The organism is Paraburkholderia franconis (assembly GCF_009362735.1).
Taxonomy (GTDB): Bacteria; Pseudomonadota; Gammaproteobacteria; order Burkholderiales; family Burkholderiaceae; genus Paraburkholderia; species Paraburkholderia franconis.
Window position 1 is genome coordinate 59,881 of record NZ_WHNP01000008.1, and the last position, 26,068, is coordinate 85,948.

The 26,068-nt window shown below is 63.8% G+C and carries 24 protein-coding genes; 5 read left to right on the forward strand and 19 right to left on the reverse strand.

What is annotated here, in order from left to right; all coding sequences use genetic code 11:
- Nucleotides 1-877: 877 nt before the first annotated feature.
- The 15 genes from GCT13_RS11035 to urtA all read right to left on the reverse strand — a co-directional run bounded on the left by GCT13_RS11035 (nt 878) and on the right by urtA (nt 16,020).
- Nucleotides 878-2,323: a PQQ-dependent sugar dehydrogenase gene (locus GCT13_RS11035; RefSeq protein WP_152757818.1), complete on the reverse strand. Its 1,446-nt coding sequence runs from the start codon at nt 2,321-2,323 to the stop codon at nt 878-880.
- A 605-nt stretch (nt 2,324-2,928) separates the two neighbouring features.
- Nucleotides 2,929-3,570, reverse strand: a complete 642-nt coding sequence (ureG, locus tag GCT13_RS11040; RefSeq protein WP_152757820.1) for an urease accessory protein UreG — start codon at nt 3,568-3,570, stop codon at nt 2,929-2,931.
- A gap of 26 nt (nt 3,571-3,596) precedes the next feature.
- On the reverse strand, nt 3,597-4,277 hold the full coding sequence (locus GCT13_RS11045) for an urease accessory protein UreF (RefSeq protein ID WP_152758082.1): 681 nt from the start codon (nt 4,275-4,277) through the stop codon (nt 3,597-3,599).
- Nucleotides 4,264-4,905, reverse strand: coding sequence for an urease accessory protein UreE (gene ureE, locus GCT13_RS11050; RefSeq protein WP_152757821.1), 642 nt, complete (start codon nt 4,903-4,905; stop codon nt 4,264-4,266). Before ureE ends, GCT13_RS11045 begins: the two co-directional genes overlap by 14 nt.
- A gap of 1 nt (nt 4,906) precedes the next feature.
- Nucleotides 4,907-6,613 (reverse strand): urease subunit alpha, encoded by a 1,707-nt coding sequence (ureC, locus tag GCT13_RS11055; RefSeq protein ID WP_152757823.1) that lies wholly within the window; start codon nt 6,611-6,613, stop codon nt 4,907-4,909.
- 55 nt (nt 6,614-6,668) lie between these two features.
- Nucleotides 6,669-6,974: an urease subunit beta gene (locus GCT13_RS11060; RefSeq protein WP_152757825.1), complete on the reverse strand. Its 306-nt coding sequence runs from the start codon at nt 6,972-6,974 to the stop codon at nt 6,669-6,671.
- A gap of 12 nt (nt 6,975-6,986) precedes the next feature.
- Nucleotides 6,987-7,289 carry an urease subunit gamma gene (ureA, locus tag GCT13_RS11065; protein ID WP_090864636.1) on the reverse strand — a complete coding sequence of 101 codons (303 nt, stop codon included), beginning with the start codon at nt 7,287-7,289 and terminating at the stop codon, nt 6,987-6,989.
- A gap of 73 nt (nt 7,290-7,362) precedes the next feature.
- On the reverse strand, nt 7,363-8,166 hold the full coding sequence (locus GCT13_RS11070; RefSeq protein ID WP_152757827.1) for a transporter substrate-binding domain-containing protein: 804 nt from the start codon (nt 8,164-8,166) through the stop codon (nt 7,363-7,365).
- A gap of 224 nt (nt 8,167-8,390) precedes the next feature.
- Nucleotides 8,391-9,272: an urease accessory protein UreD gene (locus GCT13_RS11075; protein ID WP_152757829.1), complete on the reverse strand. Its 882-nt coding sequence runs from the start codon at nt 9,270-9,272 to the stop codon at nt 8,391-8,393.
- Between the two features lie 33 nt (nt 9,273-9,305).
- Nucleotides 9,306-9,998 (reverse strand): urea ABC transporter ATP-binding subunit UrtE, encoded by a 693-nt coding sequence (gene urtE, locus GCT13_RS11080; RefSeq protein WP_152758084.1) that lies wholly within the window; start codon nt 9,996-9,998, stop codon nt 9,306-9,308.
- A 475-nt stretch (nt 9,999-10,473) separates the two neighbouring features.
- A complete protein-coding gene (locus GCT13_RS11085) occupies nt 10,474-10,824 on the reverse strand; it encodes a hypothetical protein (protein WP_152757831.1) in 351 nt (116 codons plus the stop codon).
- Nucleotides 10,821-11,684, reverse strand: coding sequence for an urea ABC transporter ATP-binding protein UrtD (gene urtD, locus GCT13_RS11090; RefSeq protein WP_152757832.1), 864 nt, complete (start codon nt 11,682-11,684; stop codon nt 10,821-10,823). Before urtD ends, GCT13_RS11085 begins: the two co-directional genes overlap by 4 nt.
- Complete coding sequence (urtC, locus tag GCT13_RS11095; protein WP_152757834.1) at nt 11,681-12,868, reverse strand: urea ABC transporter permease subunit UrtC; 1,188 nt, start codon at nt 12,866-12,868, stop codon at nt 11,681-11,683. Before urtC ends, urtD begins: the two co-directional genes overlap by 4 nt.
- A gap of 1 nt (nt 12,869) precedes the next feature.
- A complete protein-coding gene (urtB, locus tag GCT13_RS11100) occupies nt 12,870-14,543 on the reverse strand; it encodes an urea ABC transporter permease subunit UrtB (protein ID WP_152758086.1) in 1,674 nt (557 codons plus the stop codon).
- Nucleotides 14,544-14,715: 172 nt separating this feature from the next.
- Complete coding sequence (urtA, locus tag GCT13_RS11105) at nt 14,716-16,020, reverse strand: urea ABC transporter substrate-binding protein (protein ID WP_152757836.1); 1,305 nt, start codon at nt 16,018-16,020, stop codon at nt 14,716-14,718.
- 405 nt (nt 16,021-16,425) lie between these two features.
- On the opposite strand from urtA, the gene GCT13_RS11110 reads away from it, so the two are divergent.
- Nucleotides 16,426-17,790 (forward strand): aspartate aminotransferase family protein, encoded by a 1,365-nt coding sequence (locus tag GCT13_RS11110; RefSeq protein ID WP_152757838.1) that lies wholly within the window; start codon nt 16,426-16,428, stop codon nt 17,788-17,790.
- 113 nt (nt 17,791-17,903) lie between these two features.
- Here the strand turns inward: GCT13_RS11110 and GCT13_RS11115 are convergent, their stop codons facing one another.
- The 4 genes from GCT13_RS11115 to GCT13_RS11130 form a co-directional block, all read right to left on the reverse strand.
- Nucleotides 17,904-19,376 (reverse strand): DUF3443 domain-containing protein, encoded by a 1,473-nt coding sequence (locus tag GCT13_RS11115; protein WP_227746787.1) that lies wholly within the window; start codon nt 19,374-19,376, stop codon nt 17,904-17,906.
- The gene (locus GCT13_RS11120) at nt 19,373-19,813 is read right to left on the reverse strand and encodes a DUF2844 domain-containing protein (RefSeq protein ID WP_152757840.1); all 441 of its coding nucleotides are present in this window, start codon (nt 19,811-19,813) and stop codon (nt 19,373-19,375) included. The genes GCT13_RS11115 and GCT13_RS11120 overlap by 4 nt, the downstream gene beginning before the upstream one ends.
- Nucleotides 19,814-20,053: 240 nt before the next feature.
- Complete coding sequence (locus tag GCT13_RS11125) at nt 20,054-20,377, reverse strand: rhodanese-like domain-containing protein (RefSeq protein ID WP_152758091.1); 324 nt, start codon at nt 20,375-20,377, stop codon at nt 20,054-20,056.
- A 38-nt stretch (nt 20,378-20,415) separates the two neighbouring features.
- A complete protein-coding gene (locus GCT13_RS11130) occupies nt 20,416-21,069 on the reverse strand; it encodes a protein-L-isoaspartate O-methyltransferase family protein (protein ID WP_152757842.1) in 654 nt (217 codons plus the stop codon).
- Between the two features lie 270 nt (nt 21,070-21,339).
- On the opposite strand from GCT13_RS11130, the gene GCT13_RS11135 reads away from it, so the two are divergent.
- From GCT13_RS11135 to GCT13_RS11150, 4 genes are all read left to right on the forward strand, one after another.
- Nucleotides 21,340-22,419 carry a LacI family DNA-binding transcriptional regulator gene (locus GCT13_RS11135; RefSeq protein ID WP_321574284.1) on the forward strand — a complete coding sequence of 360 codons (1,080 nt, stop codon included), beginning with the start codon at nt 21,340-21,342 and terminating at the stop codon, nt 22,417-22,419.
- 13 nt (nt 22,420-22,432) lie between these two features.
- Nucleotides 22,433-23,920: a sugar ABC transporter ATP-binding protein gene (locus GCT13_RS11140; RefSeq protein WP_152757846.1), complete on the forward strand. Its 1,488-nt coding sequence runs from the start codon at nt 22,433-22,435 to the stop codon at nt 23,918-23,920.
- Nucleotides 23,901-24,914 carry an ABC transporter permease gene (locus GCT13_RS11145; RefSeq protein WP_087734378.1) on the forward strand — a complete coding sequence of 338 codons (1,014 nt, stop codon included), beginning with the start codon at nt 23,901-23,903 and terminating at the stop codon, nt 24,912-24,914. Before GCT13_RS11140 ends, GCT13_RS11145 begins: the two co-directional genes overlap by 20 nt.
- A 130-nt stretch (nt 24,915-25,044) precedes the next feature.
- Nucleotides 25,045-26,007: a substrate-binding domain-containing protein gene (locus GCT13_RS11150; RefSeq protein WP_152757848.1), complete on the forward strand. Its 963-nt coding sequence runs from the start codon at nt 25,045-25,047 to the stop codon at nt 26,005-26,007.
- Nucleotides 26,008-26,068: the final 61 nt, after the last annotated feature.

Here is a 26,068-nt window from a genome sequence, read left to right on the forward strand (position 1 = left end):
CTCGGACCAAACCTCGCATTTGGCGCACTATCAATGCAACGAGCTGGCAGCTGATCAGCCGCTGGTTCAGAAAGTTCTGTTGCGGAAGCATTTACGACGTCTTGCGTCGAAGCCGGCGCCCGACGACGAGGCGCTCCGGGACACCACCGCTTAACGATGAACCGGTAAGACACCGGTTACCTTGGCGCCCGGAAGTCGGGATCGCTCAGGCGGCGAGAGGATGGGTCACGGCGCCTGGCGTCGTGGGCGCTGTTCGTTGAGCTCGCGCCAGGCCCTGGAGATATTCAGCTGAACCAGATACATATCCTGGCCGCGCGTGGCGCAAGTTCACTGATGAAATACCTCCGCCGATAGGTGCTCAGGTCGGGGCGTAATCCGCATCTATTACGTGCCGCCAGTCGCGGGAACGTCCGCGCTGGTATGTCGAAACGAGTCGTTTGTCGAGCATGCCCTCGAAGCCATGTTCACGAACGCGGTCCCATACCCATGTGCCTGTCATTTCGACGCCAGTCACGCGGATCAGCGTTCCGGTGTTGACGAAGCTGCGGCACAGATATGGCCGATCATGCTCGTAGGCGTCCGTCAGATTCCGGAGTATTGCAGCCATTCCAACGGAGCCGGGCCGCCCGGAACGTATAGGCTCACTGAGTCTCAGTGGGCGCCAGGCCCCTTTGATCCGTGCGATCTGGGCGTCCGCTACACAGGTTTTGTTCGCGAATCAGCCGAACGAAACACTGCCTGGCATGCGCGGTGCGGCTCATTTGCAAGACCACTTATATGGGTTGCCGGCGCGATGCTCGATAGCCGTCAATCGATCTCCGCGCCGACTTCGTGTACACGTCCTTACGGAAGGGTATGGACTTCCCGTACCCGCGAACTACTGATGTGTGATTCGGCGAATGGTGCTCGTGACCAGGTCCACGTAGAACAGATCGCCATTCGGACCGGCCTTCAGGTCCACCGCTCCGCCCTGAAGGCCTTTGGCAAACGTCTGTGGCTGTGGCAGGGACGTATTGTTCGGCGGCGGCATCTGAATCATCCAGATGCATTTGCGCAGGTAATCGCCGAAGTACAGCGCGTTTTTATAGATGGCCGGATAGGTCGTGCTGCTGTCATCCGTGAACCCGATGGCCGATATGACACTGCCGTTCTGATCCGGGCCGCCGCCCGACGGCCTGCCGCCACACGTCTTCGCCTTGCTGTCGGCTGGAGTGACATAACTTCCATGCGCATACGCGAAAAACGGTGCAGACGCGCTGATATTTGCACAGTAGCTTATGTTCCCCGTGTTCGCCGGGTTCTGATAATCCGGCTGTGGTGCCGCCGCGCCGGTTCCCGGATTCCATCCTTCGAAGCACGGCCAGCCAAAGTTTTCGCCGGCATTGCTCAGATGATCGATAGACTCCCACGCGTTCCAGCCTACATTGCCAATGTACAAATCGTGGTTGACAGGATTGACCGCAAACCGGAAAGGATTGCGCAACCCTTTTGCCACCACTGCTATGCCCGGAGTGGTAGCGCTCAAATTCGTGACGGCGAGAACGACTCCATCAATGTAAGGTGGCGCACTCAGTTGCTGACTGCGAAACGCACCCTGCGGGAGGTTCATGCCATCACCGCAGGCGGTATCCAACTGACCGTAGTCGACCGTATCGAAGCTGGCGCCATCGCCCGCGCCCACGTACAGCGTTGTTTTATCAGAGCCAAAAGCCAACCCGCCAATACTATGAGACGTGTAGTAAAAGCACCAGGGCTGACTGGAGGCCGTGCTGGAGGGAAGGATTTTGGTCTCGGTCACCGTCCCATTTATCGGCGACAAGCGGGAAAGCTGCCCGCCTGTAACAACGTTTCCGGTACATACCACCCCAGGGGAAGGCGTCGTATACAGCACGTAGACGTTTTGTGCGTTCAGCGGGTCGACCGCAAGCCCGAGAAGCCCTCGGTCCGCGTCGTTGCAGATTTCACTGCCGAGATCGGCCAACTGCGTGCACGTTGACGCCGATAGATCGCATTTCCAGACCTTGCCACCCTTTTCAGCAACGAACGCGAGCGTCATGTCTGCACTGACGCTCAGCGCGGTCGGCTGGTTGAGGCAGCCGCTGAAGAGAACCTGTTCGGTAAAGCCTTTGGGAAGCGTTGGCTGCGGTCGAGTAATAAAAGGAGGTTTGCATGATATCGTCGGACCAGGACCGGACACGATCTGCGCCTCCGATTTCCCGGGAATGGTCGCAAGCGCTACATCGAAGATCAAGGACACCAGCAATATTGCGAGGCCCAGCAGACGCTGGATTTGATCGGTCGAATTTCTTGTGAGGCGCACCATCTCGTCCTCCCGCTTTCGACTGAACGACGAGTCGACTCATTGAAGGACCTGCGTTCGCAGGCGACCCACCACGGGTAGGAAGTGCGCTATGAGGGAAACCAGCGATGGTCTACCGCAACCCATGATAGGTCTTACCCGTTACCTGATCAAATTTTTACAGCACCCGCACGTCAGACCTGGCGCGGCAAGACGTCGAGCCATGAAAGCGAAGGCATACATCGAAAGCGCAGAGCGCGAAGCGCGCCTGATAGATGTGCCGATGCCGGACTGAAACGCATCGACGCAGCGTTACAAGAGGTCGGGATGGATACGATGCAGCCGATACACTGCCCGATCAGAAGGCGTGAGGACGACGAATGACAAAATGGCCAGGCGTCCTGATAAGCGCTTGGCCTTCGAAGCAGTTCGGCGCTGTCCGTGCCGGCTGGCAGTTCCGATCAGCCCCCAAGCGGATTCGGAACTGCATCCGATAGTGCGCATCCCACATGCCCGAGGACGCGGCCCGGTCTGTGAGGTAGCGCAGGCCGAATGTGCGCTATATCACGCAGATTCGTTGCTTTCCCGCACGGTTACAATTCTCTGTCTGCGCTGCGCAGACTCGCACCTCAAACCCCCAACAACCCCTTCTTCTCAACAAACGCAATCACCTGGTCCAACCCGTCGAGCGCCTTCAGATTGCACATCACGAACGGCCGCTCGCCGCGCATCTTCTTCGCATCCGACGCCATCACATCGAGATTCGCGCCCACCATCGGCGCGAGATCCGTCTTGTTGATCACGAGCAGGTCCGACTTCGTGATGCCCGGCCCGCCCTTGCGCGGAATCTTCTCGCCACCCGCGACGTCGATCACGTAGATAGTCAGGTCCGACAGTTCCGGGCTGAACGTCGCGGCCAGATTGTCGCCGCCCGATTCGATGAACACGATGTCCGCATCCGGAAAGCGCGTCAGCATGCGATCGACGGCTTCGAGATTGATCGACGCGTCCTCGCGGATGGCCGTGTGCGGACAGCCGCCCGTCTCCACGCCCATGATGCGCTCGGCGGGCAGCGCGCCCGCCACCGTCAGCAGACGCTGGTCCTCCTTCGTGTAGATGTCATTCGTGATCGCGACGAGGTCGTACTTGTCGCGCATCGCCTTGCACAGCATTTCGAGCAGCGTCGTCTTGCCCGAACCGACAGGGCCGCCGACGCCCACGCGCAGCGGCGGCAGTTTCTTCGTGCGATGCATCGGATGAGGTGCGTTCATGATTCGATTGAGCGAAAAGCGAAAGGCTATGAGCGGAAAAGCCGCGAATACTGCGACTCGTGACGCGCCGACAAAATGCCGAGTTGCGGCGCGAACGTGTTGATCTCGTCGGGCGAAGTGGCGAGCGCCTTGCTGACGGCAGCGTCGATTGGCTCGCGCAGCGCGACGATAATGCGCTGTCCCGCGAGTTGCCCAAGAGGCACGGCCTTCAGCGCGGCTGCCGCCTGGTTCTCGACCCAGCTGAACGCATAGGCGGCGAGCGCGGCGTCCGTGGCGGCGTCGTGGGCGAAGGCGGCGAACGCAAATGCCGTCGGTTGCGCGATCGGCGAGATCGATGCGAGCGTCGCGCGGCGTTCCTTGTCACCCCATTCGAGCGACGCGCACAACTGCCGCAGCGACCAGCCCATCTGTTCCGTCTCGCGACGCAGCTCCGCCGATTCGCGGCTCGCGAGGAATTCGTGATTGCTCGCCGTCAAAGCATCGGCATCATGCGCGCGCCAGCGTTCGATTTGATGCGCGAGAAACGGCAGTTCGCCGTGCGCGATCACGTTCGAAAGGCCGCTTTCGATCCACGCGCGTGCGCTGTCGGCGTCCGTGACGAGTCGCGCTTCGATCGCCGCTTCGAGCCCTTGCGAATAGCTGAACGCGCCGATCGGCAATGCCGGCGACGCCAGATGCAACAGCGCGGTCAGTTCAGCGATGCGCATGATGATGACCATGCCCGTGACCGCACGACGACGAACCGCAATCGCCGTGATCATGATCGTGCGAATGCGCGTGATCGTGTGCATGCGAGTGATCGTCTGCATGCGCATGCCCGTGATGCTCGCCATACACCTGCTGCGCGATCGCATAGTCTTCGGCGAACGTCTCGTCGTGACCATGCCGATGCCCGCCGCCATAAGCGCCCGTTTCCGGCTGGAACGGCGTCTCGACATGATCGACGGATGCGCCCAGACGCTTCAGCATATCGGCGAGCACGGGATCGTATTCGAGCTTCAGATAATCCGTGCCCACTTCGACGGGCGTATGCCGGTTGCCGAGGTGATACGCGGCGCGCGTCAGCGTCAGCGCATCGGCGGCGCGCACGATCAGCACGGACTCGGCGGCAGCGACGACGCGCACCAGCGCGCCATCGTCGGCGACGAGCACATCGCCGTCGCGCAGCACCGTGCCGCGCGGCAGCACCAGCGCGACGTCTTCGCCGTTGTCGAGCGTGGCGGCAAGACGGCTCTTGCAACGTGCGTCGAATGCGAGCGTCAGCGTCGGCGCGCGCTTGATCAGGACGGGCGCGAGTTTGATATGGGCGCCCAGCAGCTTGTCGATCGTCCTCATGTCAGAACAGGAAATAGCGTTGCGCCATCGGCAGGACTGTTGCGGGCTCGCAGGTCAGCAACTGTCCGTCGCCGATTACCTGATACGTCTCGGGATCGACGCTGATCGACGGCTGCCACGCGTTGTGGATCATGTGCGCCTTCGTCACGTTGCGGCAGTTCTTCACTGCAACGATACGCTTGCTAAGGCCATAGCGCCCGGCGATGTCCGCATCGAGCGCCATCTGCGATACGAACGTCAGCGACGTGCGCGCCAATGCGCCGCCGCGCGTGCCGAACATCTCGCGATAATGCACGGGCTGCGGCGTCGGAATCGACGCATTCGGGTCGCCCATCTGCGCCATCGCGATCATGCCGCCCTTCAGGATCAGCGCGGGCTTGATGCCGAAGAACGCGGGCTCCCACAAGACGATGTCGGCCCATTTGCCCGGCTCGATCGAACCGACTTCATGCGCGATGCCATGCGTGAGCGCCGGGTTGATCGTGTACTTCGCGACATAGCGCTTCGCGCGGAAGTTGTCGTTGCGTGTACTGTCTTCGGGCAGCGCGCCGCGCTGCACCTTCATCTTGTGCGCGGTCTGCCACGTGCGGATGATCACTTCGCCCACACGTCCCATCGCCTGCGAATCGGAAGAGAGCATCGACAGCGCGCCGAGATCGTGAAGGATGTCCTCCGCTGCAATCGTCTCGCGGCGGATGCGCGATTCGGCGAACGCGATATCTTCCGCAATCGACGGATCGAGGTGATGGCAGACCATCAGCATGTCGAGATGTTCGTCGAGCGTGTTGACGGTATACGGGCGCGTCGGATTCGTCGATGACGGCAGCACGTTCGCCTCGCCGCAGACCTTGATGATGTCGGGCGCGTGACCGCCGCCTGCGCCTTCCGTGTGATACGTGTGGATCGTGCGGCCCTTGAACGCGGCGACCGTCGCTTCGACGAAGCCCGCTTCGTTCAGCGTGTCGGTATGGATCGCGACCTGCGTGTCGGTGTCGTCGGCCACCGACAGGCAATTGTCGATGGCGGCGGGCGTCGTGCCCCAGTCCTCGTGCAGCTTCAGGCCGATTGCACCCGCTGCGATCTGCTCGAGCGCGGGTTGCGGCTGGCTCACGTTGCCCTTGCCGAGAAAGCCGAGATTCATCGGATAGCCGTCTGCGGCCTGCAGCATGCGCTCGATGTGCCACGGACCCGGCGTGCAGGTCGTCGCGTTCGTGCCCGTCGCTGGACCCGTGCCGCCGCCGAGCATCGTCGTCACGCCGCTCGCGAGCGCTTCGTCGATCTGTTGCGGGCTGATGAAGTGAATGTGCGTATCGATGCCGCCCGCCGTTACGATCATCCCTTCGCCCGCGATCACTTCCGTCGCCGCGCCGATCGCGATCGTCACGCCTGGTTGAATGTCGGGATTGCCCGCCTTGCCGATCGCAACGATGCGGCCGCCCTTGATGCCGATGTCGGCCTTGACGATGCCCCAGTGATCGAGAATCAGCGCATTCGTAATGACGGTATCGACGACATCGGCCGCGACGCGCTGCGACTGGCCCATGCCGTCGCGAATCACCTTGCCGCCGCCGAACTTCACTTCTTCGCCGTAGATCGTGTAGTCGCGTTCGACTTCGATCAGCAGGTCCGTATCCGCGAGACGCACGCGGTCGCCCGTCGTGGGGCCGAACATTTCCGCGTATGCGCGGCGGCCAATGCGTAGTGTCATATCATGAGGTTCCCGAATATTCCCGCCGTGGCTGCTTGCAGCAGCGGGCAAGAGATCAAAGCTTGCCCATCACCTTGCCGTTGAAGCCATAGACGACGCGATCGCCCGCCAACGCGACGAGTTCGACGGTGCGCTCCTGGCCCGGCTCGAAGCGCACGGCGGTGCCCGCCGCGATGTTCAGACGAAAGCCGCGCGCGGCTTCGCGATCGAACGACAGCGCCGCGTTCACCTCGTAGAAGTGATAGTGCGAGCCGACCTGCACGGGGCGGTCGCCCGTGTTCGATACCGTGAGCGTGACGGTCGCGCGGCCCGCGTTGAGTTCGTGCTCGCCGTCGTCGGTAATCAGTTCGCCTGGGATCATGAGCGCGCCTCGTCACGCAATCGGGTGATGGACGGTCACGAGCTTCGTGCCGTCGGGGAAGGTGGCTTCGACCTGGATGTCGGGGATCATCTCGGGCACGCCCTCCATCACATCGTCGCGCGTGAGGAGCGTGGTGCCGTAGTGCATCACTTCCGCAACCGTCTTGCCATCGCGCGCGGCTTCCATCAACGCGGCCGTGATGAACGCAACGGTCTCCGGATAGTTGAGCTTGAGGCCGCGTGCGCGGCGCCGCTCCGCGAGCAATGCGGCCGTGAAGATCAGGAGTTTGTCTCTTTCGCGTGGAGTCAGCTTCATCGCGTTCGTTGTGTCTCGTTGTATCGCTTCATATCATGGGCCTTGACGATACCAGCTTCAACCGACGCCGCGCTTACAGATCGGCGGGCAACGTCGTGCCGAACCACTTCTTCGACATCGCATTGAGCGTGCCGTCGTGCTTCGCCTGCGCGATCGCGGCATCGACTTTTTGTTGCAGGCGCGGCTCGTTCTTGTTGAGGCCCACAAAGCACGGCGAGTTCTTGATCACGAACTTCGGCTCCGGGCGGCGCGGCGGGTTCTTCGCGAGAATCGTCGCGGCGACGATGTTGCCTGCCGCGATCAGCTGGACCTGGCCGGACAGGAACGCGGAGATCGTCGCGTTGTTGTCTTCGAAGCGCTTGATCGTCGCGTTCGGCGCCATCTGCGTGAGCGCGATCTCTTCGAGCGCGCCGCGCGTCGCGCCGACCGTTTTGCCCGTCAGATCGGCGGGGCCGCTCACCTTGATGTCGGCGGGACCGAACACGCCCTGGTAGTAAGGCGCGTAGGCCGTCGAAAAGTCGATCACCTTCTCGCGCTCGGGCGTCTTGCCCAGCGACGAGATCACGAGATCGACCTTGTTGGTTTGCAGATATGGAATGCGGTTCGCGCTGTTGACGGGCACGAGCTCGAGCTTCACGTTCATCGACTTCGCGAGCAGCGTCGCCGTGTCGATGTCATAGCCTTGCGGCTTCAGATCGGGGCCGACCGAGCCGAACGGCGGATAGTCCTCCGGCACCGCGACCTTCAGGACGCCGGCCTTCGTGATGTTGTCAAGCGCGTCGGCGTGTGCGACGGGCGCGGCGAGCGCGAGGAGCGGTGAGAGCAGCAGGGCGGCGAGCCACGCGCGGCGCGGGCGATGAGCGGTCGTTCGGATCATGATGGCGATAGTCTTCTGGCGTGTGGTTTTTGGCGGGCTCGGTTGGCGTGCTTGCGTGCTTGCGCGTGCCGGCGGATATACGGCATCGCGCGGCGCCAATAACAGCAAGGGCTATGCCATGCGGCTGCCATATGGATGCCGCGCAGTTTGCCGCGCTTCGCGCATGGGCCTGCACCAGATGGAAGCACATCGACGCTCGAAGATGGTGCGTCGGAGAGATTCGCTCAGGTCGTCCAGAGACGCAGCGGCACGGCATCGACGCGATGGACGATGGGACGCAACTGCATCCAGCATTGAATCAACGCATGCTGGAGCGTTTCCATCGATCTCGCGACGCCACGCACGATCATCACGCCGGGGCGCACGCACGAAGCGGCCGCGCGGATGGTGTCGTCGAAGGGCAGTTGTGCGGTGAGCGTTTCGGCGAGCGCGTCATCGCATTGCGGGCTGATCGCCCACATCGTGCCGAACGCGGGAAAACGCGCGAGCCCTTGCGGCGCATCGCGCAACGGGTCGCTGGCGGCGAGCCTGGCGCGTTCGAACCACAGCGGTTCGCCGTCGGCACCGACGATGCGCGATACCGCGCGCACATGGCCTGCCGACCAGGTTTCGCCTGCCGCCTGCCTGCCGAGCTGCGTCGCGTCCCAGCCGAGCGCGGTCGCGCCTTCGTCGAGTGTCAGCGAGAAGTCGAGCGAAGCGTTTGCGTGATCGAAGACGATGTTGTTCTGTGGCAGCCAGTCGAGCTTTGCATTCGCGCCGACATGTATCGCGATGTGCTGTTGCGCGGCCCGTCCGTTGGACTTGTACCACTTGGTTGCGCCGGGCGTCGTGAGCACGGCGTGAGTGTCGGCGTCGAGTCGTATGTCGATATCGAGCCGGTCGCCGCCCGCGACGCCGCCAGGGGGATGCACGATCACGGCGTGACAGACGGACGGCCCTTCGGGATAGAGCGGACGTTGCAGCCGCAGCGGTCCTTCATGCCGGCGATGGGCGAGCGTCGTGCGGCTGCCGTGTCTGACGAAGCCGAGTTCGAGCCGCGCGCGCCATTGGGCGTGCGAGGGATCGTCGATGGTGGCGAGCGTGGCGTGGTGTTCGTGCAGCGACATGCGGCGAGAATAGCAGCTAAGCGGTCATTGCCGTTATACCGCGATCAGGCTGCGCACGCCGTCGCGATCCATGTCGACGCCTTCGCCGCCCGCGACGATTTCGCCTCGGCTCATCACCCAGTAGCGGTCGGCGATCGCTTTGGCGAAGTCGTAGTACTGCTCGACGAGCAGTACCGTGAGGCCCATTTCCTCGACGAGTTGCCGCAATGTTCTTCCGATGTCCTGGATGATCGACGGTTGGATGCCTTCCGTTGGTTCATCGAGGATCAGCAGTTGCGGTTCGCTCATCAACGCCCGGCCGATGGCCAGTTGTTGTTGCTGGCCACCGGACAGGTCGCCGCCTCGCCGTGCTCTCATGTCTTTGAGCACCGGGAAGAGGCTGTAGATTCTGTCCGGAATCTTCTTTGGGGCTTTTCTGCTGGCTGCGCCGACCAGCAGATTTTCCTCGACTGTCAGTCGCGGGAAGATGTCTCTGCCTTGCGGGACGTAGGCGAGCCCTTGCGCGACGCGCGCGTGCGCGGCGAGTTTCGTGATCGGCGCGCCGCGCCATGTGATTTCGCCCGTTTTTGTTGGGACTACGCCCATCAGGCATCGCAGCAGCGTCGTCTTGCCGACGCCGTTTCGTCCCAGAAGGACGGTGAGCTTGCCGTCGGGTACTGTGAGCTTTACGTCTCTCAGGATGTGGCTGCCGCCGTAGTACTGGTTCAGGTTTTCTACTTCGAGCATTTGGGGTTCCTCTGTTGCCTTCGGCGTGTGGTTTGTGTCTGCGACGACTTTGGCTTTGGTTTTTATGGCTTGCTGCCCGCATCCGCGATGCGCCTCGCGGCGCGGGGGTTGCCCCTGTGCGGGGCGGCACTCACTTTCTTTGCCGCCGCAAAGAAAGTAAGCAAAGAAAGCGGGCTCACACCGCCAATGCTTGACGTTTACCCACGGGCTCTCAACGTCCCCATGCTTCATGCAGCAGCGTGCTATCTCATGCGCGTTGCCGGCGCGTTTATTCGAGGCCTCACCTGCCTCATGCACCTGCGTTGCGGCCCGCGACATCGAATATCCCACGCCCCTTTGCGGCAAACTGTGTGTAGGCATTCGCGTCGCCCAGGACACCCGCGCTACGCGATGCGGCACAAGTGAGGGCGTTGCCCTGTGCAACACAGCAAGCTCCATTCACTACCGACATGCGGCGCTGAAACATTCGATGCCCTTAGCCGTGCCACACGTGCATGAAGCGGGTGAGGCCTTTAGCCAGAACGTTGGCAACTAACATAAGCCAGCACACTGCAGCGCGAAGCATGGGGACGCTGAGAGCCCGTGGGTAAAGGTCAAGCATTGGCGGTGTGAGCCCGCTTTCTTTGCTTACTTTCTTTGCGGCGGCAAAGAAAGTGAGTGCCGCCCCGCACAGGGGCAACCCCCGCGCCGCGAGGCGCATCGCGGATGCGGGCAGCAAGCCATAAAAACCAAAGCCAAAGTCGTCGCAGACACAAACCGCAATCGCGGATGCCGGCAGCAAGCCATAAAAACCAAAGCAAAAGCCGTCGCAGACAAACAAAATCAACGCCCCAAATAACTCTCAACCACCCCCGCATCCCGCTTGACCTCATCAAGCGTCCCATGAGCCAGCACACGCCCCTCGGCCATCACCGTGACCTTGCCGGTTTCACCGGCCAAAGCCGCTACAAACTCCATGTCATGCTCGACGACCATCATCGAACACGTCCCGCGCAAATGATTGAGTAGCGCAGCAAGTTCCATCGTCTCGTCATCGGTCATTCCCGCCGCGGGCTCGTCGAGCAGCAGCAGCGCCGGTTGCTGCATCAGCAGCATGCCGATCTCCAGACGCTGCTTCTGCCCATGCGACAGCTCGCCCGCAGGCCGCAACGCTTCGCCTTCCAGACGAATCAGCGACAACGTCTCCTCGATGCGCGCCTGGGCACTCCGATCCAGACGCGCCCGCAGCGAAGCGAGCCAGCGCTTGTCGGTTTTCATCGCCAGTTCGAGGTTCTCCCACACGGGATGCTGTTCGAACACAGTCGGCTTCTGAAACTTCCGCCCAATCCCCGCGCGCGCAATCGACGGCTCGTTCATGCGCGTCAGGTCGATCGTCTGGCCCAGAAACACCTTGCCCGAATCGGGCGCAGTCTTGCCCGTGATGACGTCCATCATCGTCGTCTTGCCCGCGCCGTTCGGGCCGATGATGCAGCGCAATTCGCCGACGTCGATCGACAGCGACAGCTCATTCAATGCCCTAAAGCCGTCGAACGAAACGGTCACGTCTTCCAGATAGAGAATCGCGCCGTGCGATACGTCGATCTCGCCGGGCGTCACCGCGCGGCTCATCGACGCGACGCCGGATAACGCGCGGCCGTCGTGCTCCACGGGTAGCGACAGGTCGTGCACCATCGGGTTTTCGTTCATCGGCGGTTCCTCGTGCGCGTTGCGAGTTCGATCAGTCCCATGATCCCGTTCGGCAGCAGCAACGGCACCAGCACGAAAATCAGACCAAGAAAGAACAGCCAGTACTCCGCGAACCAAGCCGTGAAAAAGCTCTTCGCGCCATTCACAGCGAACGCGCCGACGATCGGTCCGATCAGCGTGCCGCGTCCGCCGACGGCCACCCAGATCGCCATCTCGATCGAGTTGCCCGGCGACATCTCGCCGGGATTGATGATGCCGACCTGCGGCACGTACAGCGCGCCCGCGATGCCGCACAATACGGCCGACACCGTCCACACGAACAGCTTGTACGCAAGCGGGCTGTAGCCGAGGAACATCAGCCGCGTTTCGCCGTCGCGCACGGCCGTCACGATACGTCCGAGCTTCGACGTGACGATCGCCCGTGCGCCAATGAACGACAGCACGAGCACCGCGAACGTCATCAGAAAGAGCGCCGTGCGCGTGCCGGGATGCGTGATCGGGAAGCCCGCGATGCGCTTGAAATCGGTGAAGCCGTTGTTGCCGCCGAAGCCCGTTTCGTTGCGGTAGAAAAGCAGCATCGCGGCGAACGTCATCGCCTGCGTGATGATCGACAGATACACGCCCTTCACGCGCGAGCGGAACGTGAAGAAGCCGAACACCCACGCGAGCACGGCGGGCACCAGCACGACGAGCAGCAGCGCGTACCACAGATGCTGCGTGCCTTCCCAGTACCACGGCAGCCGATGCCAGTCGAGGAACACCATGAAGTCGGGCAGATCGCTGCCGTACTTGCCGTCGCGGCCGATCGCGCGCATCAGGTACATCCCCATCGCGTAGCCGCCGAGCGCGAAGAAGAGCCCGTGCCCGAGGCTCAGGATGCCGCAGTAGCCCCACACGAGATCGAGCGCAAGCGCGGCGATCGCATAGCACATCAGCTTGCCCACGAGTGTCATCGCATACGCGGACAGATGGAACGCGCTCGCCTCGGGCAGCACCAGCGCGCTGAACGGCACGCCGAGTCCGACCGCGACGATCAACGCGATCAGCAGTTGCCACGCGCGCCGCGACAGCAAAGCAGGGCGCGGCGGCAGGCCGAGTGCGAAGCCCGACAGGCGTTCGCGTTCGCCCGAAGGTGTTGCTGCGCCGCGAGTGTCGACGGAAGCGGAAGAAGTCGCGGATGTCATGTCATGCCTCCGCGCTGCGGCCCTTCAGGGCGAACATGCCCTGCGGACGCTTCTGGATGAACAGCACGATCAGCACGAGCACCGCGATCTTCGCGAGCACCGCGCCCCAGAACGGCTCGATCGCCTTGCTCACGAGTCCGAGCCCGAAGCCGCCGATCACCGTGCCCGCCAGCTGGCCGACGCCGCCCAGCACGACGGCCATGAACGAATCGATGATGTAGCTTTGCCCGAGGTCCGGGCCGACATTGCCGATCTGCGACAGCGCGCAGCCGCCGAGTCCCGCAATGCCCGCGCCGAATGCGAACGCGCACGAATCGACATACGCGGTCTTCACGCCGACGCACGCGGCCATCCGGCGGTTCTGCGTGACGGCGCGCACGAAGAGACCGAGGCGCGTTTTCGTCAGCACGGCCCATGCGATCGCGACAACGATCAGCGAGAACGCGAGGATCGCGAGCCGGTTGTACGGCAGGATCAGGCTTTGCATCACCGTGACGCCGCCGCTCATCCACGACGGGTTTTTCACCTGCACGTTCTGCGCGCCGAACAGCATGCGTGTCGCCTGAATGAGGATCAGGCTGATGCCGAAGGTGGTCAGCAGCGTTTCGAGCGGACGTCCGTACAGATGCTTCAGCACGAGCCGTTCGAGCACGATGCCGACGAGCGCCGCGACCACGAACGAAGCGGGCACGGCGATCAGCGGATACCAGTCGAACGCGCCCGGCGCATAGCGCTGCACCAGGTTCTGCACGACATACGTCGCATACGCGCCGATCATCAGAAACTCGCCGTGCGCCATGTTGATCACGCCGATCAGGCCATACGTGATCGCGAGTCCGAGCGCCGCGAGCAGCAGCACGCTGCCGAGCGACAGACCTGCAAACAGCGTCCCCGCGATCTCGCTGCGGCGCTGGATCGAATCGAGCGCATCGATGCCCTGCTGCGCCGCTTCGCGCACGCGCGCATCGCTTTCGGCGAAGGTGCCGTCGGGCTTCTTCGCGACGAGGGGGCGTAGCAGTTCGTACATGTCCAGATCGTGCCGCGCGGCGACGAGCTTCACCGCTTCGAGACGCTTCGCGGCGTCGCTGTCGTGCAGTGCCGTCATCGCCCATAGCGTGTCGAGGCGCTTCTTCAGCTTCAGGTCCGTTTCCTTCGCGCGGGCTGCGTCGATTTGCGGCTTCATCGACGGATCGGGATTTTGCAGAAGCGCGGCAATGGCGGCGGCGCGCTTCGCGGGATCGGTCGAGTCGAGTTGCAGGCCCGACAGCGCGCCCGATACTTTCGAGCGCAACAGATTGTTCAGCGTGATCGATTGCGCGTCGCCTGCGGCCACGGTCTTGCCGGTGACGGCGTCGCGTGCGGTATCACCGTCTTGGGTCAGCACTTCGCCGGAATCGGTCGCGAGCACGCTGTCTTCGGAGAGCGCCTTGAGCAGCGCAAGCGAAGGCGCGTCGTGATTCGCGATCAGCTTGTCGATGGCTGCGGACTTCGCGTCGAAATCGTCGCCGGCCAGCGGCGCGACGTCGGCGGCCGTCAATGCACGGGCGCTCGCCGGCGCGAACGCGATGAGCGCTGCGCCCAACGTACACGACGCGCCGAGCAGGCTCGTGCGCTTGCGCGCGTTGCGCAGCCAATCAGCGCTACGAGCGGCGAGCGTGGAAAGTAAATGCGCCATGATGATCTTGAGAATGAAGCCAGCAATCAGGCGCGCGATGCCGTCGCATGCGTAAAGCGGCAAGCCTGGCATCGCGCAATTGCGTCGCACGCCCGCTTCGATACATGCATCGAAAAACGGGCGCTGCGCGCGCCGGTGCATTCGCGAAGGCTGAACGCATCGGCATGCCGTGTCACGCGACGCGTGAACGGCGGCGCAGGAACTCGGGAATCGACGTGACGACATCCGGCTTGCCCTGATTGCCCGCGATATACGGGCTCCACGGTTGCGCGCGAATGGCCGTCTTCGTTTTCCACACGACGTTGAACTGGCCGTCCGCGCGCACTTCGCCGATCATCACCGGCTTGTGCAGATGGTGGTTGCCGTCCATTTCGAGCGTGAAGCCCGAGGGCGCCGCGAACTTCTGGCCGATCATCGCGACGCGCACCTTGTCGACATCGGTGCTCTTCGCTTTTTCGACGGCCTGCTTCCACATGTGGATGCCGACATAGGTCGCTTCCATCGGATCGTTCGTCACGCGCTTCGAGCCGCCCGGCAGGTTTTGCGACTTGACCCATCCGGCCCATTGCTCCTTGAACTTCGAGTTGGTTGGGCCTTTCACGGACATGAAGTAGTTCCATGCAGCGAGGTTGCCGACGAGCGGCTTCGTGTCGATGCCGCGCAGCTCCTCCTCGCCGACCGAGAACGCGACGACGGGCACGTCGGTCGCCTTCAGCCCCTGGTTGCCGAGCTCCTTGTAGAACGGCACGTTCGAGTCGCCGTTGACGGTCGAGATCACGCACGTCTTGCCGCCCTGCGCGAACGTCTTGATGCTCGCGACGATCGTCTGATAGTCGCTGTGGCCAAAGGGCGTGTAGACCTCCTGGATATCGGTCTCCTGAACGCCCTTCGACTTGAGGAAGGCGCGCAGGATCTTGTTCGTCGTGCGTGGATACACATAGTCGGTGCCGAGCAGGAAGAAGCGTTTGGCGCCGCCGCCTTCGGCGCTCATCAGGTATTCGGTGGCGGGAATCGCCTGTTGATTGGGCGCCGCGCCCGTGTAAAACACATTGCGCGACATCTCTTCGCCTTCGTACTGCACGGGGTAGAAGAGCAGTCCGTTCAGCTCCTCGAACACGGGCAGCACCGACTTGCGCGACACCGACGTCCAGCAGCCGAACACGCAGGCGACCTTGTCCTGCGTCAGCAGCTGACGGGCCTTTTCGGCAAAGAGCGGCCAGTTCGAAGCGGGATCGACGACGACGGGCTCGATCTTGCGGCCCATCACGCCGCCGCTTGCGTTGATCTCGGCGATCGTCATCAGCGCGGTGTCTTTCAGCGACGTCTCCGAGATCGCCATCGTGCCCGACAGGGAGTGCAGGATGCCGACCTTGATCGGGCCGCTGCCCGACGACTGCGCACGCGCGAAAGGAACCTTGCCCGCGAGCGCGAGCGCGCCCGACATGGAGCCGAGCTTCAGCAGACTGCGACGTTTCATATGCTTCCCCTTGCCATGGATGGTGGTGAGTGGTGGACGGGTAGTGCGTGTCCGATCCTTGTTTGCGTTATGTGTGCAGAGTCGTGTGTACAGAGTTGTGCCGGGCCGGATACTGCAAGGCATATGCCAACTTGCAGCGTGGCTCTTCAACGGACGCTGAGCGTGCTGCAATGCGGCTCGCTGACGGCGCGGCATCGTATGACGCTATGCGCTTTGAGCGCGAAAGCGGTGCAATGCGAGGCGCTTCGCCTCGTCGAGGTGCGCGCCGCGCTGCAACGGAGCGCGGGCAGCGATTCGTCATATCGGCGGGCGCGCCGCCGGTGCATTGGCGCTGCCCGGTTGTGCACGGCCGTGTGCCTGCCTAAACTGAAAATCCAACTGACCTCATTTGAGAGGAGACAGCAGATGAACGAACGCGCTACACCTTCGGCCGCGGCACCTACGTCGACCACGCCCACCAATGCGCCCGACATGGCGGCGTTCTGGATGCCGTTCACCGCGAACCGGCAGTTCAAGAGCGCGCCGAGGCTGCTCTCGAGCGCGAAGGGCATGTACTACACGTCGTACGATGGCCGGCGCATCCTCGATGGCACGGCGGGGCTGTGGTGCGTGAACGCGGGACATTGCCGCGACGAAATCGTCGCCGCCGTGCAGGCGCAGGCCGCCGAAATGGACTTTGCGCCGACGTTCCAGATGGGCCACCCGAAGGCGTTCGAAGCCGCGACCAGAATCGCGAAGCACACGCCCGGCGACCTGAAGCACATCTTCTTCACGAACTCGGGATCGGAGGCCGTCGATACCGCATTGAAAATCGCGCTCGCGTATCATCGCGCGCGTGGCGAAGGGCAGCGCACGCGGCTGATCGGACGCGAGCGCGGCTATCACGGCGTCGGCTTCGGGGGCATTTCCGTCGGCGGCATCGCTCCGAATCGCAAGGCTTATTCGGGCGCGCTGCTGCCCGCCGTCGATCATTTGCCGCACACGCTCAACATCAAGGAAGCGGCGTTCTCGAAAGGACAGCCCGCGTGGGGCGCGCATCTCGCCGACGAACTGGAGCGGCTCGTCACGCTGCACGACGCATCGACGATCGCGGCCGTGATCGTCGAGCCGGTCGCGGGATCGACGGGCGTGCTGATTCCGCCGCAAGGCTATTTGCAGCGTCTGCGCGAGATTTGCGACAAGCATGGCATCCTGCTGATCTTCGACGAGGTGATTACGGGCTGGGGGCGTCTCGGCGCGCCGTTCGCCGCGCAGTATTTCAACGTGACCCCCGATCTGCTGACGATGGCCAAGGGCACGAACAATGCCGCCGCGCCGATGGGCGCCGTGGCCGCGAGCGCGCGGATTCACGATGCGATCGTCAACGGCGCGCCCGCGGGCATCGAGCTTTTCCACGGCTATACGTACTCGGGGCATCCGATCGCGGCGGCCGCTGCGTGCGCAACGATCGATCTGTATGAGCGCGAAGGGCTGTTCGCGCGCGCGGCGAAGATGGCGCCTGTGTTCGAAGCGGCGATTCACAAGCTGAAGGGCGAGCGGCATGTGATCGACGTGCGGAATCTGGGACTCGTCGGCGGCGTTGAATTGCAGCCGCGCGACGGCGCGCCCGGCGCGCGCGCTTACGACGTGTTCGTGCGCTGCTTCCAGAAAGGCGTGCTGACGCGCTATACGAGCGACATTCTGGCGTTCTCGCCGCCGCTCATCATCGATGAAGCGCAGATCGACGAGCTGTTCCGCACCGTCGCGGAGGTCTTGAAGGAAGTGGATTGAGCGCGATTCGCGTGTGATCTCAGCGCGCGCGAAAACGGCGGACGGTTGACTGACCGTCCGCCGTTTCTTTTGGTGTGGCTCCAGCACAAGCCGTGCGCGAAGCCTGTGGCCGATCAGAACGCCACGTAAGGGCCCGTTTGCGTCCCGGCCTGCATTCCGCTCAACGCCGTGTACACGCTGCGCCCGAAGAAGAACGGCAAGCCCCAGATGAACATGCCCGACGCGGGCGCGCCGAGCGCGTCATAGGCGGCCAAGACGCTGTCGAAGAGATTCGGCGCATTGGCGATCGAGAACGGCACCGTCGATTGTGCATTGCCCGTATTCGACAGCAGCGTTCCGCTCAGGCTCTGCGTGATGGCGGGCGCAAACCAGCCCAGCAGCACGGGCAGTGTCGCATCGGGAAAGAACAGGCCGTTCGAGCCGCTGTCGATGATGCTCGTCATCGTTCTGCCTTTGTACGTCGTCGTGAATGCGCCGCGATCGGTCACGGCAAGGAACGTCGGCGTGGCGGGTAACGCGTTGTTGTCGCGCGTGCCGATGCCGAACACGAGTTCTCCCGTCACGCTTGCCTGGCCCGTCGGCGGCAGCGCGGGCAGACGGACGATCGTGCCGTTGTTGTCGGTCGCGAAGGCGGCGACGGGGTTGGCCGTCTGCCTGTCGAGCGGCACGCGCGCGGGCATGCAGGACGAAGGCGTCGCACAGTAGTAGTAAGCCGCCGCGAGCGCCGTTTGCGCGGCCTGCGGGAAGTCGCGCGCGAGATGCCCGATGCCCACGATCCCGTTCGCGCCGAGTGTCGCGGCTGTGTTCATGCTTGCGCCGCCGCGCGCGAGGCAGTCGGACGGCGTGGACGGATACGCGCTGTCGCCGATCAGCTGGATCGGGATGCCGTTTGCCGTTTCGCCGCCGATCATCACATCGGCGCGGCGTATCGAACCCCACGTGTAGCCCGACGCAAAGATCGCACATTGCGCGATGGGGGCGTTGCCCGTTGTGTCGTTGCTGGCGCCCGTCTGCGCGGGCAATTGCGCGGCAAGCGCGGCGCCGAGCGCGGCCTGCGTCACGCGCACGCCCGACGAGCCGGTGTCGAGCAGCATGTGATCGACGGTCGCGCACTGCGCTGTGCCGTGCGTGCCCGGTGCGCAGAGCGTCACGCTGACGTATGGCATGTTCACGACCGAGCCGATCGCATTGTCGACGACGATGGGCACGCTGTTGATGGCGACGGGAGAGGGCGTTTCGTTGGTGTTGTCCTTCGGCGGTTGGCCGTTGTCGGGCGTGGCGGGCGGCGCGGGTGGTGTCGGTATGGCGGGCGTTGTGGGCGGTTGCGCGGGCGTAGCCGGCTGCGTCGATCCGCTCGCGGGAACGGGCGCCGCCGCTGCGCTTGCAGCCGATGCAGCCGATGCAGGCGCTGCCGCTGACGGCGCGCTGCCGGGAACGGCCGGCGTCGTCGACGGCGCGTTGGGCGAAACGTTGGCGACGGGCGGATTGCCGCTGTTGTCATCGCCGCCGCCACCGCATGCCGACAGCGCGACGCTTGCCGCCAGCATCGCGGCGAGAACGGCGGAATGTGAAAAGCCGCGCTTCATGGCAAAACCTCCACGTCGACGCTGGCGGGCACGAGCCGCGGCACCCAGGCCTTGCCGGCGAAGGCGCCCTGATGTCCGACCGATTCGATCCGCAGATCGCCGTCACGCCCGATCAGCGGACCGGTGCCGCGCGCGGTGCGGTGTGCTGCCGCGAGGAAGCCCGGAAAGTAGCTGCCGAGCAGCGCCTGCATGTCCGGCCGCGTCGGCCCTTGCCACGTGAGCGCGAAGACGACGTTCGCGGGCGAAGCGTATTCGCGCACCGTGACGCCATCAGCCGTTTGCGATTCGTGGACGGAATAGGCCGAAGCGACGGGCGACGTTGCGCGCAGGCTGCGGGACGTCTGATGCGCGTCCGTCGATGGCGCGGCGCCGAGCGTCGCATGGCAAACGACGGGCAACAGCAACGTTGCCGTCGACGCGATCCTGATCAGGTTCATTCAGGCCTCTGCTTTCGAAAAGGAAACGAGGCATGTTGATCGATCGATGATCAGGATGGCGTACGAAGCTTCCGAATCGTCAAAGGGAAATGGCCTGACCGTGAGCCGGCAGGACCGAAGCGACGAAGAAAAAACGCGCCGGAGAATTCCGGCGCGTTTCGACTACATCAACGGCACGAGGCCAGGCAATCCTGCGGACAGCGAACGCTTACGAACGCCGCACCTGATCGACCGCCCAGCTCAATACGTGGGAACGGAAGGATCGACCTGGCGCGACCACGCGTCGATGCCGCCCTGCAGATTGAACACGTCCTTATAGCCGCGCGACTCGAGGAACATCGCGACCTGCGCGCTGCGCGCGCCGTGATGGCACACGCAGACGATCTGCACATCGTCGTCCAGTTCTTCGCTGCGCGCGGGGATTTCGCGCATCGGAATCGACATGCTGCCGGCGATTTTCGCCGTTTCGATTTCCCATGGCTCGCGCACGTCCAGCAGCACGGGCGCCGGGCGCGACTTGTCGGCGAGCCATTCGGCGAGAGCGGGAGCGGTCAGGTTTTGCATCATCAAATCTCGCTACGGTGTCGGTGTCGTGCCGATGCTCAGAACCGGAAGCGCGGTGCGTGCACCGCGTTCTGCAGCGGCTCGACGTAGGTTTCGAACACGTCGGCGATACGGAACTGCTTTTCGTCGACGCGCGTGATGATCTGCGCCTTCATCACAGGAGCCGTGCCGACGAAGGCAGCCAGACGTCCGCCGACTTTCAGCTGCTCCAGCATTTCCTGCGGCAGCACGGGCAGGCCGCCCGACACGCAGATCACGTCGTACGGCGCCGCGGCGGCCCAGCCGCGCGAGGCGTCGCCCGTCGCGACTTCGGCGTTCAGCACGCCGTTGGCCGCGAGGTTCAGCTTCGCGAGCTCGGCCAGTTCCGGCTCGATATCGACTGTCAGCACGTGCTGTGCGCGATGCGCGAGCAGCGCGGCCATGTAGCCGGAACCCGCGCCGATTTCCAGCACGGTTTCATGCTTCTTCACCGCCAGTTCTTGCAACACGCGTGCCTCGATGCGCGGCGCGAACATGTGCTGGCCGGCGGGCAGCGGAATTTCGAAATCGACGAACGCCAGCTCGCGATAGACGGCAGGCACGAAATTCTCACGCTTGACGATCGACAGCAGGTTCAGCACGTCCTGGTCGAGCACTTCCCAGGGACGGATCTGCTGTTCAATCATGTTGAAACGCGCTTGTTCGATGTTCATGATCAATTCGGCGGTGTGGGTTTGGATGCGGGCAGCGGGACGACGGCAGGATGTAGTGGAAAGCCCCTCCCGCCGTTCGTTAACTGCGAAATTGTACCAAACCGCGCGCCGTTGCCGCCCTGTAGCGGGCACGTGTCTTGTCTGGCAGAGCTGGTCCCCGTGCCGTTTGGCCTCCGTGTAAATCCCTACGCAAAGGGACTTGCGATTCGCTGGCCCGTCGACCAAGAATGTAATCGATTACATTTTCGGAGCCAGATGGTGGACAAACCCGTGGACAAACCGTCCCGGCCTGACCCGCAATCGCCGCCGCCCGGCGCGGCCGAGCCCGACGCGCGCGGCGGTTCGCGTGGCGTGGCGGAGGGTCTGTCGATCGCGGGCGTCGCGGAGCAGGCGGGCGTGTCGGTGGCGACGGTTTCGCGGGTGCTCAACGGCCACGCGAACGTGCGCCCGGCCACGCGCGACAAGGTGCTGGCCGCCGTCGCGACGAGCGGCTACCGGGTGAACGAGCTGGCGCGCAATCTGCGCACGGCCGAAAGCCGCCTGCTTCTGACGATGGTGCCCGACGTCGGCAACCCGTTCTACGCGGAAGTGATTCGCGGCATCGATTCCGTCGCGCGCCAGCACGGCTATTTCATGCTGTTGTGCGACACGGGCGCCGATCCGGGCCGCGAGCGCAGCTATTTCGATCTGCTGCGCCGCCGCCGCGCGGACGGCGCGATCTGCCTCGACCCCGCGACGGTGCAGCAGGCGCTCGCCGAAGAATCGAACGCGCTGCCGTGGGTCGCGTGTTGCGAGTTCGACTCGTCGGTGGGCGTACCGTATGTCGGCATCGACAACTACCGCGCGGCAGGCGACGCCGTGCGCCACCTGCTCGCGCGTGGCCACCGGCGCATCGCATTGATCAATTCCGACGATCACTACCTGTACGCGCAGCAGCGTCAGCGCGGCTATCTCGACGCATTGCGCGACGCGGGCATCGCGCCCGACGAACGCTGGCGCGTGAACGTGAACAGCCTCGACTACGAAGCGGGCGCGCAGGCAGCGGCACGCCTGATGACGCACGCCGATGCGCCGACAGCGGTGTTCGCCGTGTCGGACACGCTCGCGATCGGCGTGATTGCCGGTTTGCGCAGTGTCGGCAGGCGCGTGCCGGACGATGTGGCCGTCGTGGGTTTCGACGATATCTCGCTTGCCGCGCAAATCGAGCCGCCCCTCACGACGATGGCGCAGCCGATGCGCGAGCTGGGCGAGACGGCCGCCAGGCTGCTGCTGCGCAGGCTCGCGAATCCAATCGAAAACGTGCCGGGCGTGCTGTTGCCGCATCGGCTCGTGATCAGAAAGAGCGCATGAGAGGGCCGCCGCGATGAGCCTCGCCGTCCGCTTCGACGACATCCGCAAAGATTTCGGCCCTGTGCGCGTGCTGCACGGCGTGAGCTTCGACATCGCGCCGGGCCGCATCTACGGACTGCTCGGCGAGAACGGCGCGGGCAAGTCGACGCTGATGAAGATACTCGCGGGCTACGAGACGGCGACGGAAGGCACCGTGCTGGTCGACGGCCACGCACAGTGCTTCGCGGGCTCGCGCGACGCGGAAGCGGCGGGCATCGTGCTGATCCACCAGGAGTTCAATCTCGCCGAGCATCTGACGATCGCGCAGAACATGTATCTCGGCCACGAGAAGCGCAAGGGCTTGTTCGTCGACGATACGGCGATGCGCAACGAAGCCAGGCGCTATCTCGATCAGGTCGGCTTGCACAAGCATCCGGATACGAAGGTGCGCGATCTGATCGTCGCGGAAAAGCAGATGGTGGAGATCGCGAAGGCGCTGTCGCGGCGCGCGCGCCTTTTGATCATGGACGAGCCCACGGCAACGCTGACGCCTTCGGAGACCGAGCGCCTCTTTGCGCTGATGTCGAAGCTGAAGGCCGATGGCGTGACGATCGTCTACATCTCGCACAAGCTCGACGAGGTCGAGCACATCACCGACGAAGTGATCGTGATGCGCGACGGCCGCTTCGTCGCGCGCAGCGAGACGGCATTGCTCGGGCGTCAGCAGATGGCGAACCTGATGGTCGGGCGCGAGCTGTCCGACATGTTCCCCGCGAAGACGCCGCCCGCCGATAACGCGCCCATCGCATTGAAAGTCGAGAAGCTCAGCGTGCCCGACTGGGTCGACGATCTGAGCTTCGCAGTGCGCGCCGGCGAAGTGCTCGGCTTTGCGGGACTGGTCGGCGCGGGCCGCACGGAAGCGTTCGAAGCGATCATCGGCTTGCGCAAACGCACGGCGGGCACGATCGAAATCGCGGGCCGCAAGGTCGATCTGCACAGTCCGCGCGATGCGATGCGCCGCGGCCTCACGTATCTGAGCGAAGACCGCAAGGGCAAGGGCCTGCATGTGAACCTCAGCCTGCAGGACAACGTGACGCTGATGACACTCGAACATTACGCACATCCGCTGCTCGACCTGAAAGCGGGACGTGATGCGCTGACGCGGGCCGTGCGCGAGTTCGGCATCCGCACGGGCGATCTGTCGAGCCGCGCGCGCATGCTCTCGGGCGGCAACCAGCAGAAGCTCGCGCTCGCCAAGTTCCTGCAGCCCAATCCCGATGTGATCGTGCTCGACGAGCCGACGCGCGGCGTCGACATCGGCGCGAAACGCGACATCTATTTTCTGATTCACCGGCTCGCCGCCGAAGGGCGCGCCGTGATCGTCATCTCATCCGAACTGATCGAGCTGATCGGGCTGTGCCATCGCGTCGCCGTGATGCGCGCAGGCCGCCTGCAAGCCACGCTCGGTCTCGACCATCTGACCGAAGAGGAGTTGATCGCTCATGCGACCGGCACACACTGACACCGCGCCGACCGGGCGCGCGATGCGCATCGCGCATCGTCTGCATGGTCTTGGGCCGCTCGCCGGCCTGATTGTGCTGTGCATCGCGGGCACGCTGCTCAATCGCGATTTCGCCACCGTCGATAACATGATGAACGTGCTTACGCGCACGTCGTTCATCGGCATCATCGCGGTCGGCATGACGTTCGTGATCATTTCGGGCGGCATCGATCTGTCCGTCGGCTCGATGGCCGCGCTGATCGCGGGCAGCATGATCTGGCTGATGAACGCGCTCGCCTTGTCGCCCGGCGGCCATGCGTTCGCGCCGCTGACCATCGTGATCATCGGCATTCTCTGCGCGTTCGTGCTGGGCGGCGTGTTCGGCTGCGCGCATGGCCTGCTGATCACGAAAGGGCGGATCGAGCCGTTCATCGTGACGCTCGGCACGCTCGGCATCTTTCGCGCGGTGCTCACCTGGCTCGCCGACGGCGGCGCGCTCACGCTCGACAACAATCTCTCCGATCTGTACGGCCCCGTCTATTACGCGAGCCTCTTCGGCGTGCCCGTGCCGATCTGGGTGTTTCTCGTCGTCGCGGCGGGGGGCGCGCTGATCCTCAATCGCACCGCGTTCGGGCGTCACGTGCAGGCGATCGGCTCGAACGAACAGGTCGCGCGCTACGCGGCGATTCGCGTCGATACCGTGAAGATCGTCACGTATGTGCTGCTCGGCATCTGCGTCGGCGTGGCGACGGTGTTGTACGTGCCGCGCCTGGGTTCCGCGACGCCGACGACGGGCCTGCTGTGGGAACTCGAAGCGATCGCCGCCGTGGTGGTCGGCGGCACGGCGCTCAAGGGCGGCGAAGGGCGCGTCGCGGGCACGGTGATCGGCGCGATCCTGTTGTCCGTCATCGCGAACATCCTCAATCTCACCAGCATCATCAGCGTGTATCTGAATGCGGCCGTGCAGGGCGTCGTGATCATCGTCGTCGCCTTCCTTCAGCGAGGGCGGCGTTAGCAGGGCAGCGCGTGTGTGGAGGTCAAGGGCATCGAAGCCAAGGCGGCAACGCAAGCGGCAAAGGAGTGCAGCACAGAAGCGGTTCATCGACGAAGAAACCAGTCAAAGGAACGTCAAAGGAGACATAGCCATGAAGCAGATCATTCGAGCGGTCGGCGCCGGGGTGCTGGCACTGGGGATATTGGGGCTCACGGGCGCCGCGCGCGCCGACGACAAGGTCACGCTGGGCGTCGCGATACCGACGGCCGATCACGGCTTCACAGGCGGCATCGTCTGGTGGGCCAACAAGGCGAAGGCCGATCTGGAGAAAGCGCATCCCGATCTGAAGGTGATCGTGAAGACAGCCGCGAACGCGCCCGAGCAGGCGAACCAGTTGCAGGATCTCGTGACGGTGAACAGGATCAACGCGCTCGTGATCTTCCCGTATGAATCGGCTTCGCTCACGCAGCCCGTCGCGCAGGTGAAGAAGAAAGGCGTCTACGTGACGGTGGTCGATCGCGGCCTCACGGACACCAGCGCGCAGGACGCATACGTGGCGGGCGACAACACCGCGTTCGGCAAGATTCCCGCCGAGTATCTGGCGAAGGCGCTCGACGGCAAGGGCGACGTCGTCGCGCTGCGCGGCATTCCGACGACGCTCGACAACGAACGCTGGACGGCCTTTACGGGCGTGCTGAAGAACTATCCGAACATCAAGATTCTCGATGCGAAGTACGCGAACTGGAACCGCGACGACGCGTTCAAGGTGATGCAGGACTACCTGACGCGCTTCAAGCATATCGACGCCGTCTGGGCTGCCGACGACGACATGGCCGTCGGCGTGCTGAAGGCAATCGATCAGGCCAAGCGCAACGACATCAAGATCGTGTTCGGCGGCGCGGGCTCGAAGGGCATGGTCAAGAACGTGATGGACGGCGCGCCGCTCATCAAGGCCGACGTGTCGTATTCGCCGAAGTTCATCTACGACGCGATCAAGCTGACGGCGGAAGCGCGTCTCAAAGGCGACAAGCTGCCGCCGACGACGATCATTCCGTCCGTGCTCATCACTAAGGACAACGCGAAGGACTTCTACTTCCCTGATTCGCCGTTCTGATCGCGTGCATGCCTGGGCGGGGCGCTGCCCTTCGTCATCCGATGCGAAGGGCGGCGCCTTT

Excerpts from the sequence above, each read along its gene's own strand:
- GCT13_RS11035 (WP_152757818.1), bottom strand. The coding sequence starts at position 2,323 with ATGGTGCGCCTCACAAGAAATTCGACCGATCAAATCCAGCGTCTGCTG.
- ureG (WP_152757820.1), bottom strand. The coding sequence starts at position 3,570 with ATGAACGCACCTCATCCGATGCATCGCACGAAGAAACTGCCGCCGCTG.
- GCT13_RS11045 (WP_152758082.1), bottom strand. The coding sequence starts at position 4,277 with ATGCGCATCGCTGAACTGACCGCGCTGTTGCATCTGGCGTCGCCGGCA.
- ureE (WP_152757821.1), bottom strand. The coding sequence starts at position 4,905 with ATGAGGACGATCGACAAGCTGCTGGGCGCCCATATCAAACTCGCGCCC.
- ureC (WP_152757823.1), bottom strand. The coding sequence starts at position 6,613 with ATGACACTACGCATTGGCCGCCGCGCATACGCGGAAATGTTCGGCCCC.
- GCT13_RS11060 (WP_152757825.1), bottom strand. The coding sequence starts at position 6,974 with ATGATCCCAGGCGAACTGATTACCGACGACGGCGAGCACGAACTCAAC.
- ureA (WP_090864636.1), bottom strand. The coding sequence starts at position 7,289 with ATGAAGCTGACTCCACGCGAAAGAGACAAACTCCTGATCTTCACGGCC.
- GCT13_RS11070 (WP_152757827.1), bottom strand. The coding sequence starts at position 8,166 with ATGATCCGAACGACCGCTCATCGCCCGCGCCGCGCGTGGCTCGCCGCC.
- GCT13_RS11075 (WP_152757829.1), bottom strand. The coding sequence starts at position 9,272 with ATGTCGCTGCACGAACACCACGCCACGCTCGCCACCATCGACGATCCC.
- urtE (WP_152758084.1), bottom strand. The coding sequence starts at position 9,998 with ATGCTCGAAGTAGAAAACCTGAACCAGTACTACGGCGGCAGCCACATC.
- urtD (WP_152757832.1), bottom strand. The coding sequence starts at position 11,684 with ATGAACGAAAACCCGATGGTGCACGACCTGTCGCTACCCGTGGAGCAC.
- urtC (WP_152757834.1), bottom strand. The coding sequence starts at position 12,868 with ATGACATCCGCGACTTCTTCCGCTTCCGTCGACACTCGCGGCGCAGCA.
- urtB (WP_152758086.1), bottom strand. The coding sequence starts at position 14,543 with ATGGCGCATTTACTTTCCACGCTCGCCGCTCGTAGCGCTGATTGGCTG.
- urtA (WP_152757836.1), bottom strand. The coding sequence starts at position 16,020 with ATGAAACGTCGCAGTCTGCTGAAGCTCGGCTCCATGTCGGGCGCGCTC.
- GCT13_RS11110 (WP_152757838.1), top strand. The coding sequence starts at position 16,426 with ATGAACGAACGCGCTACACCTTCGGCCGCGGCACCTACGTCGACCACG.
- GCT13_RS11115 (WP_227746787.1), bottom strand. The coding sequence starts at position 19,376 with ATGAAGCGCGGCTTTTCACATTCCGCCGTTCTCGCCGCGATGCTGGCG.
- GCT13_RS11120 (WP_152757840.1), bottom strand. The coding sequence starts at position 19,813 with ATGAACCTGATCAGGATCGCGTCGACGGCAACGTTGCTGTTGCCCGTC.
- GCT13_RS11125 (WP_152758091.1), bottom strand. The coding sequence starts at position 20,377 with ATGCAAAACCTGACCGCTCCCGCTCTCGCCGAATGGCTCGCCGACAAG.
- GCT13_RS11130 (WP_152757842.1), bottom strand. The coding sequence starts at position 21,069 with ATGAACATCGAACAAGCGCGTTTCAACATGATTGAACAGCAGATCCGT.
- GCT13_RS11140 (WP_152757846.1), top strand. The coding sequence starts at position 22,433 with ATGAGCCTCGCCGTCCGCTTCGACGACATCCGCAAAGATTTCGGCCCT.
- GCT13_RS11145 (WP_087734378.1), top strand. The coding sequence starts at position 23,901 with ATGCGACCGGCACACACTGACACCGCGCCGACCGGGCGCGCGATGCGC.
- GCT13_RS11150 (WP_152757848.1), top strand. The coding sequence starts at position 25,045 with ATGAAGCAGATCATTCGAGCGGTCGGCGCCGGGGTGCTGGCACTGGGG.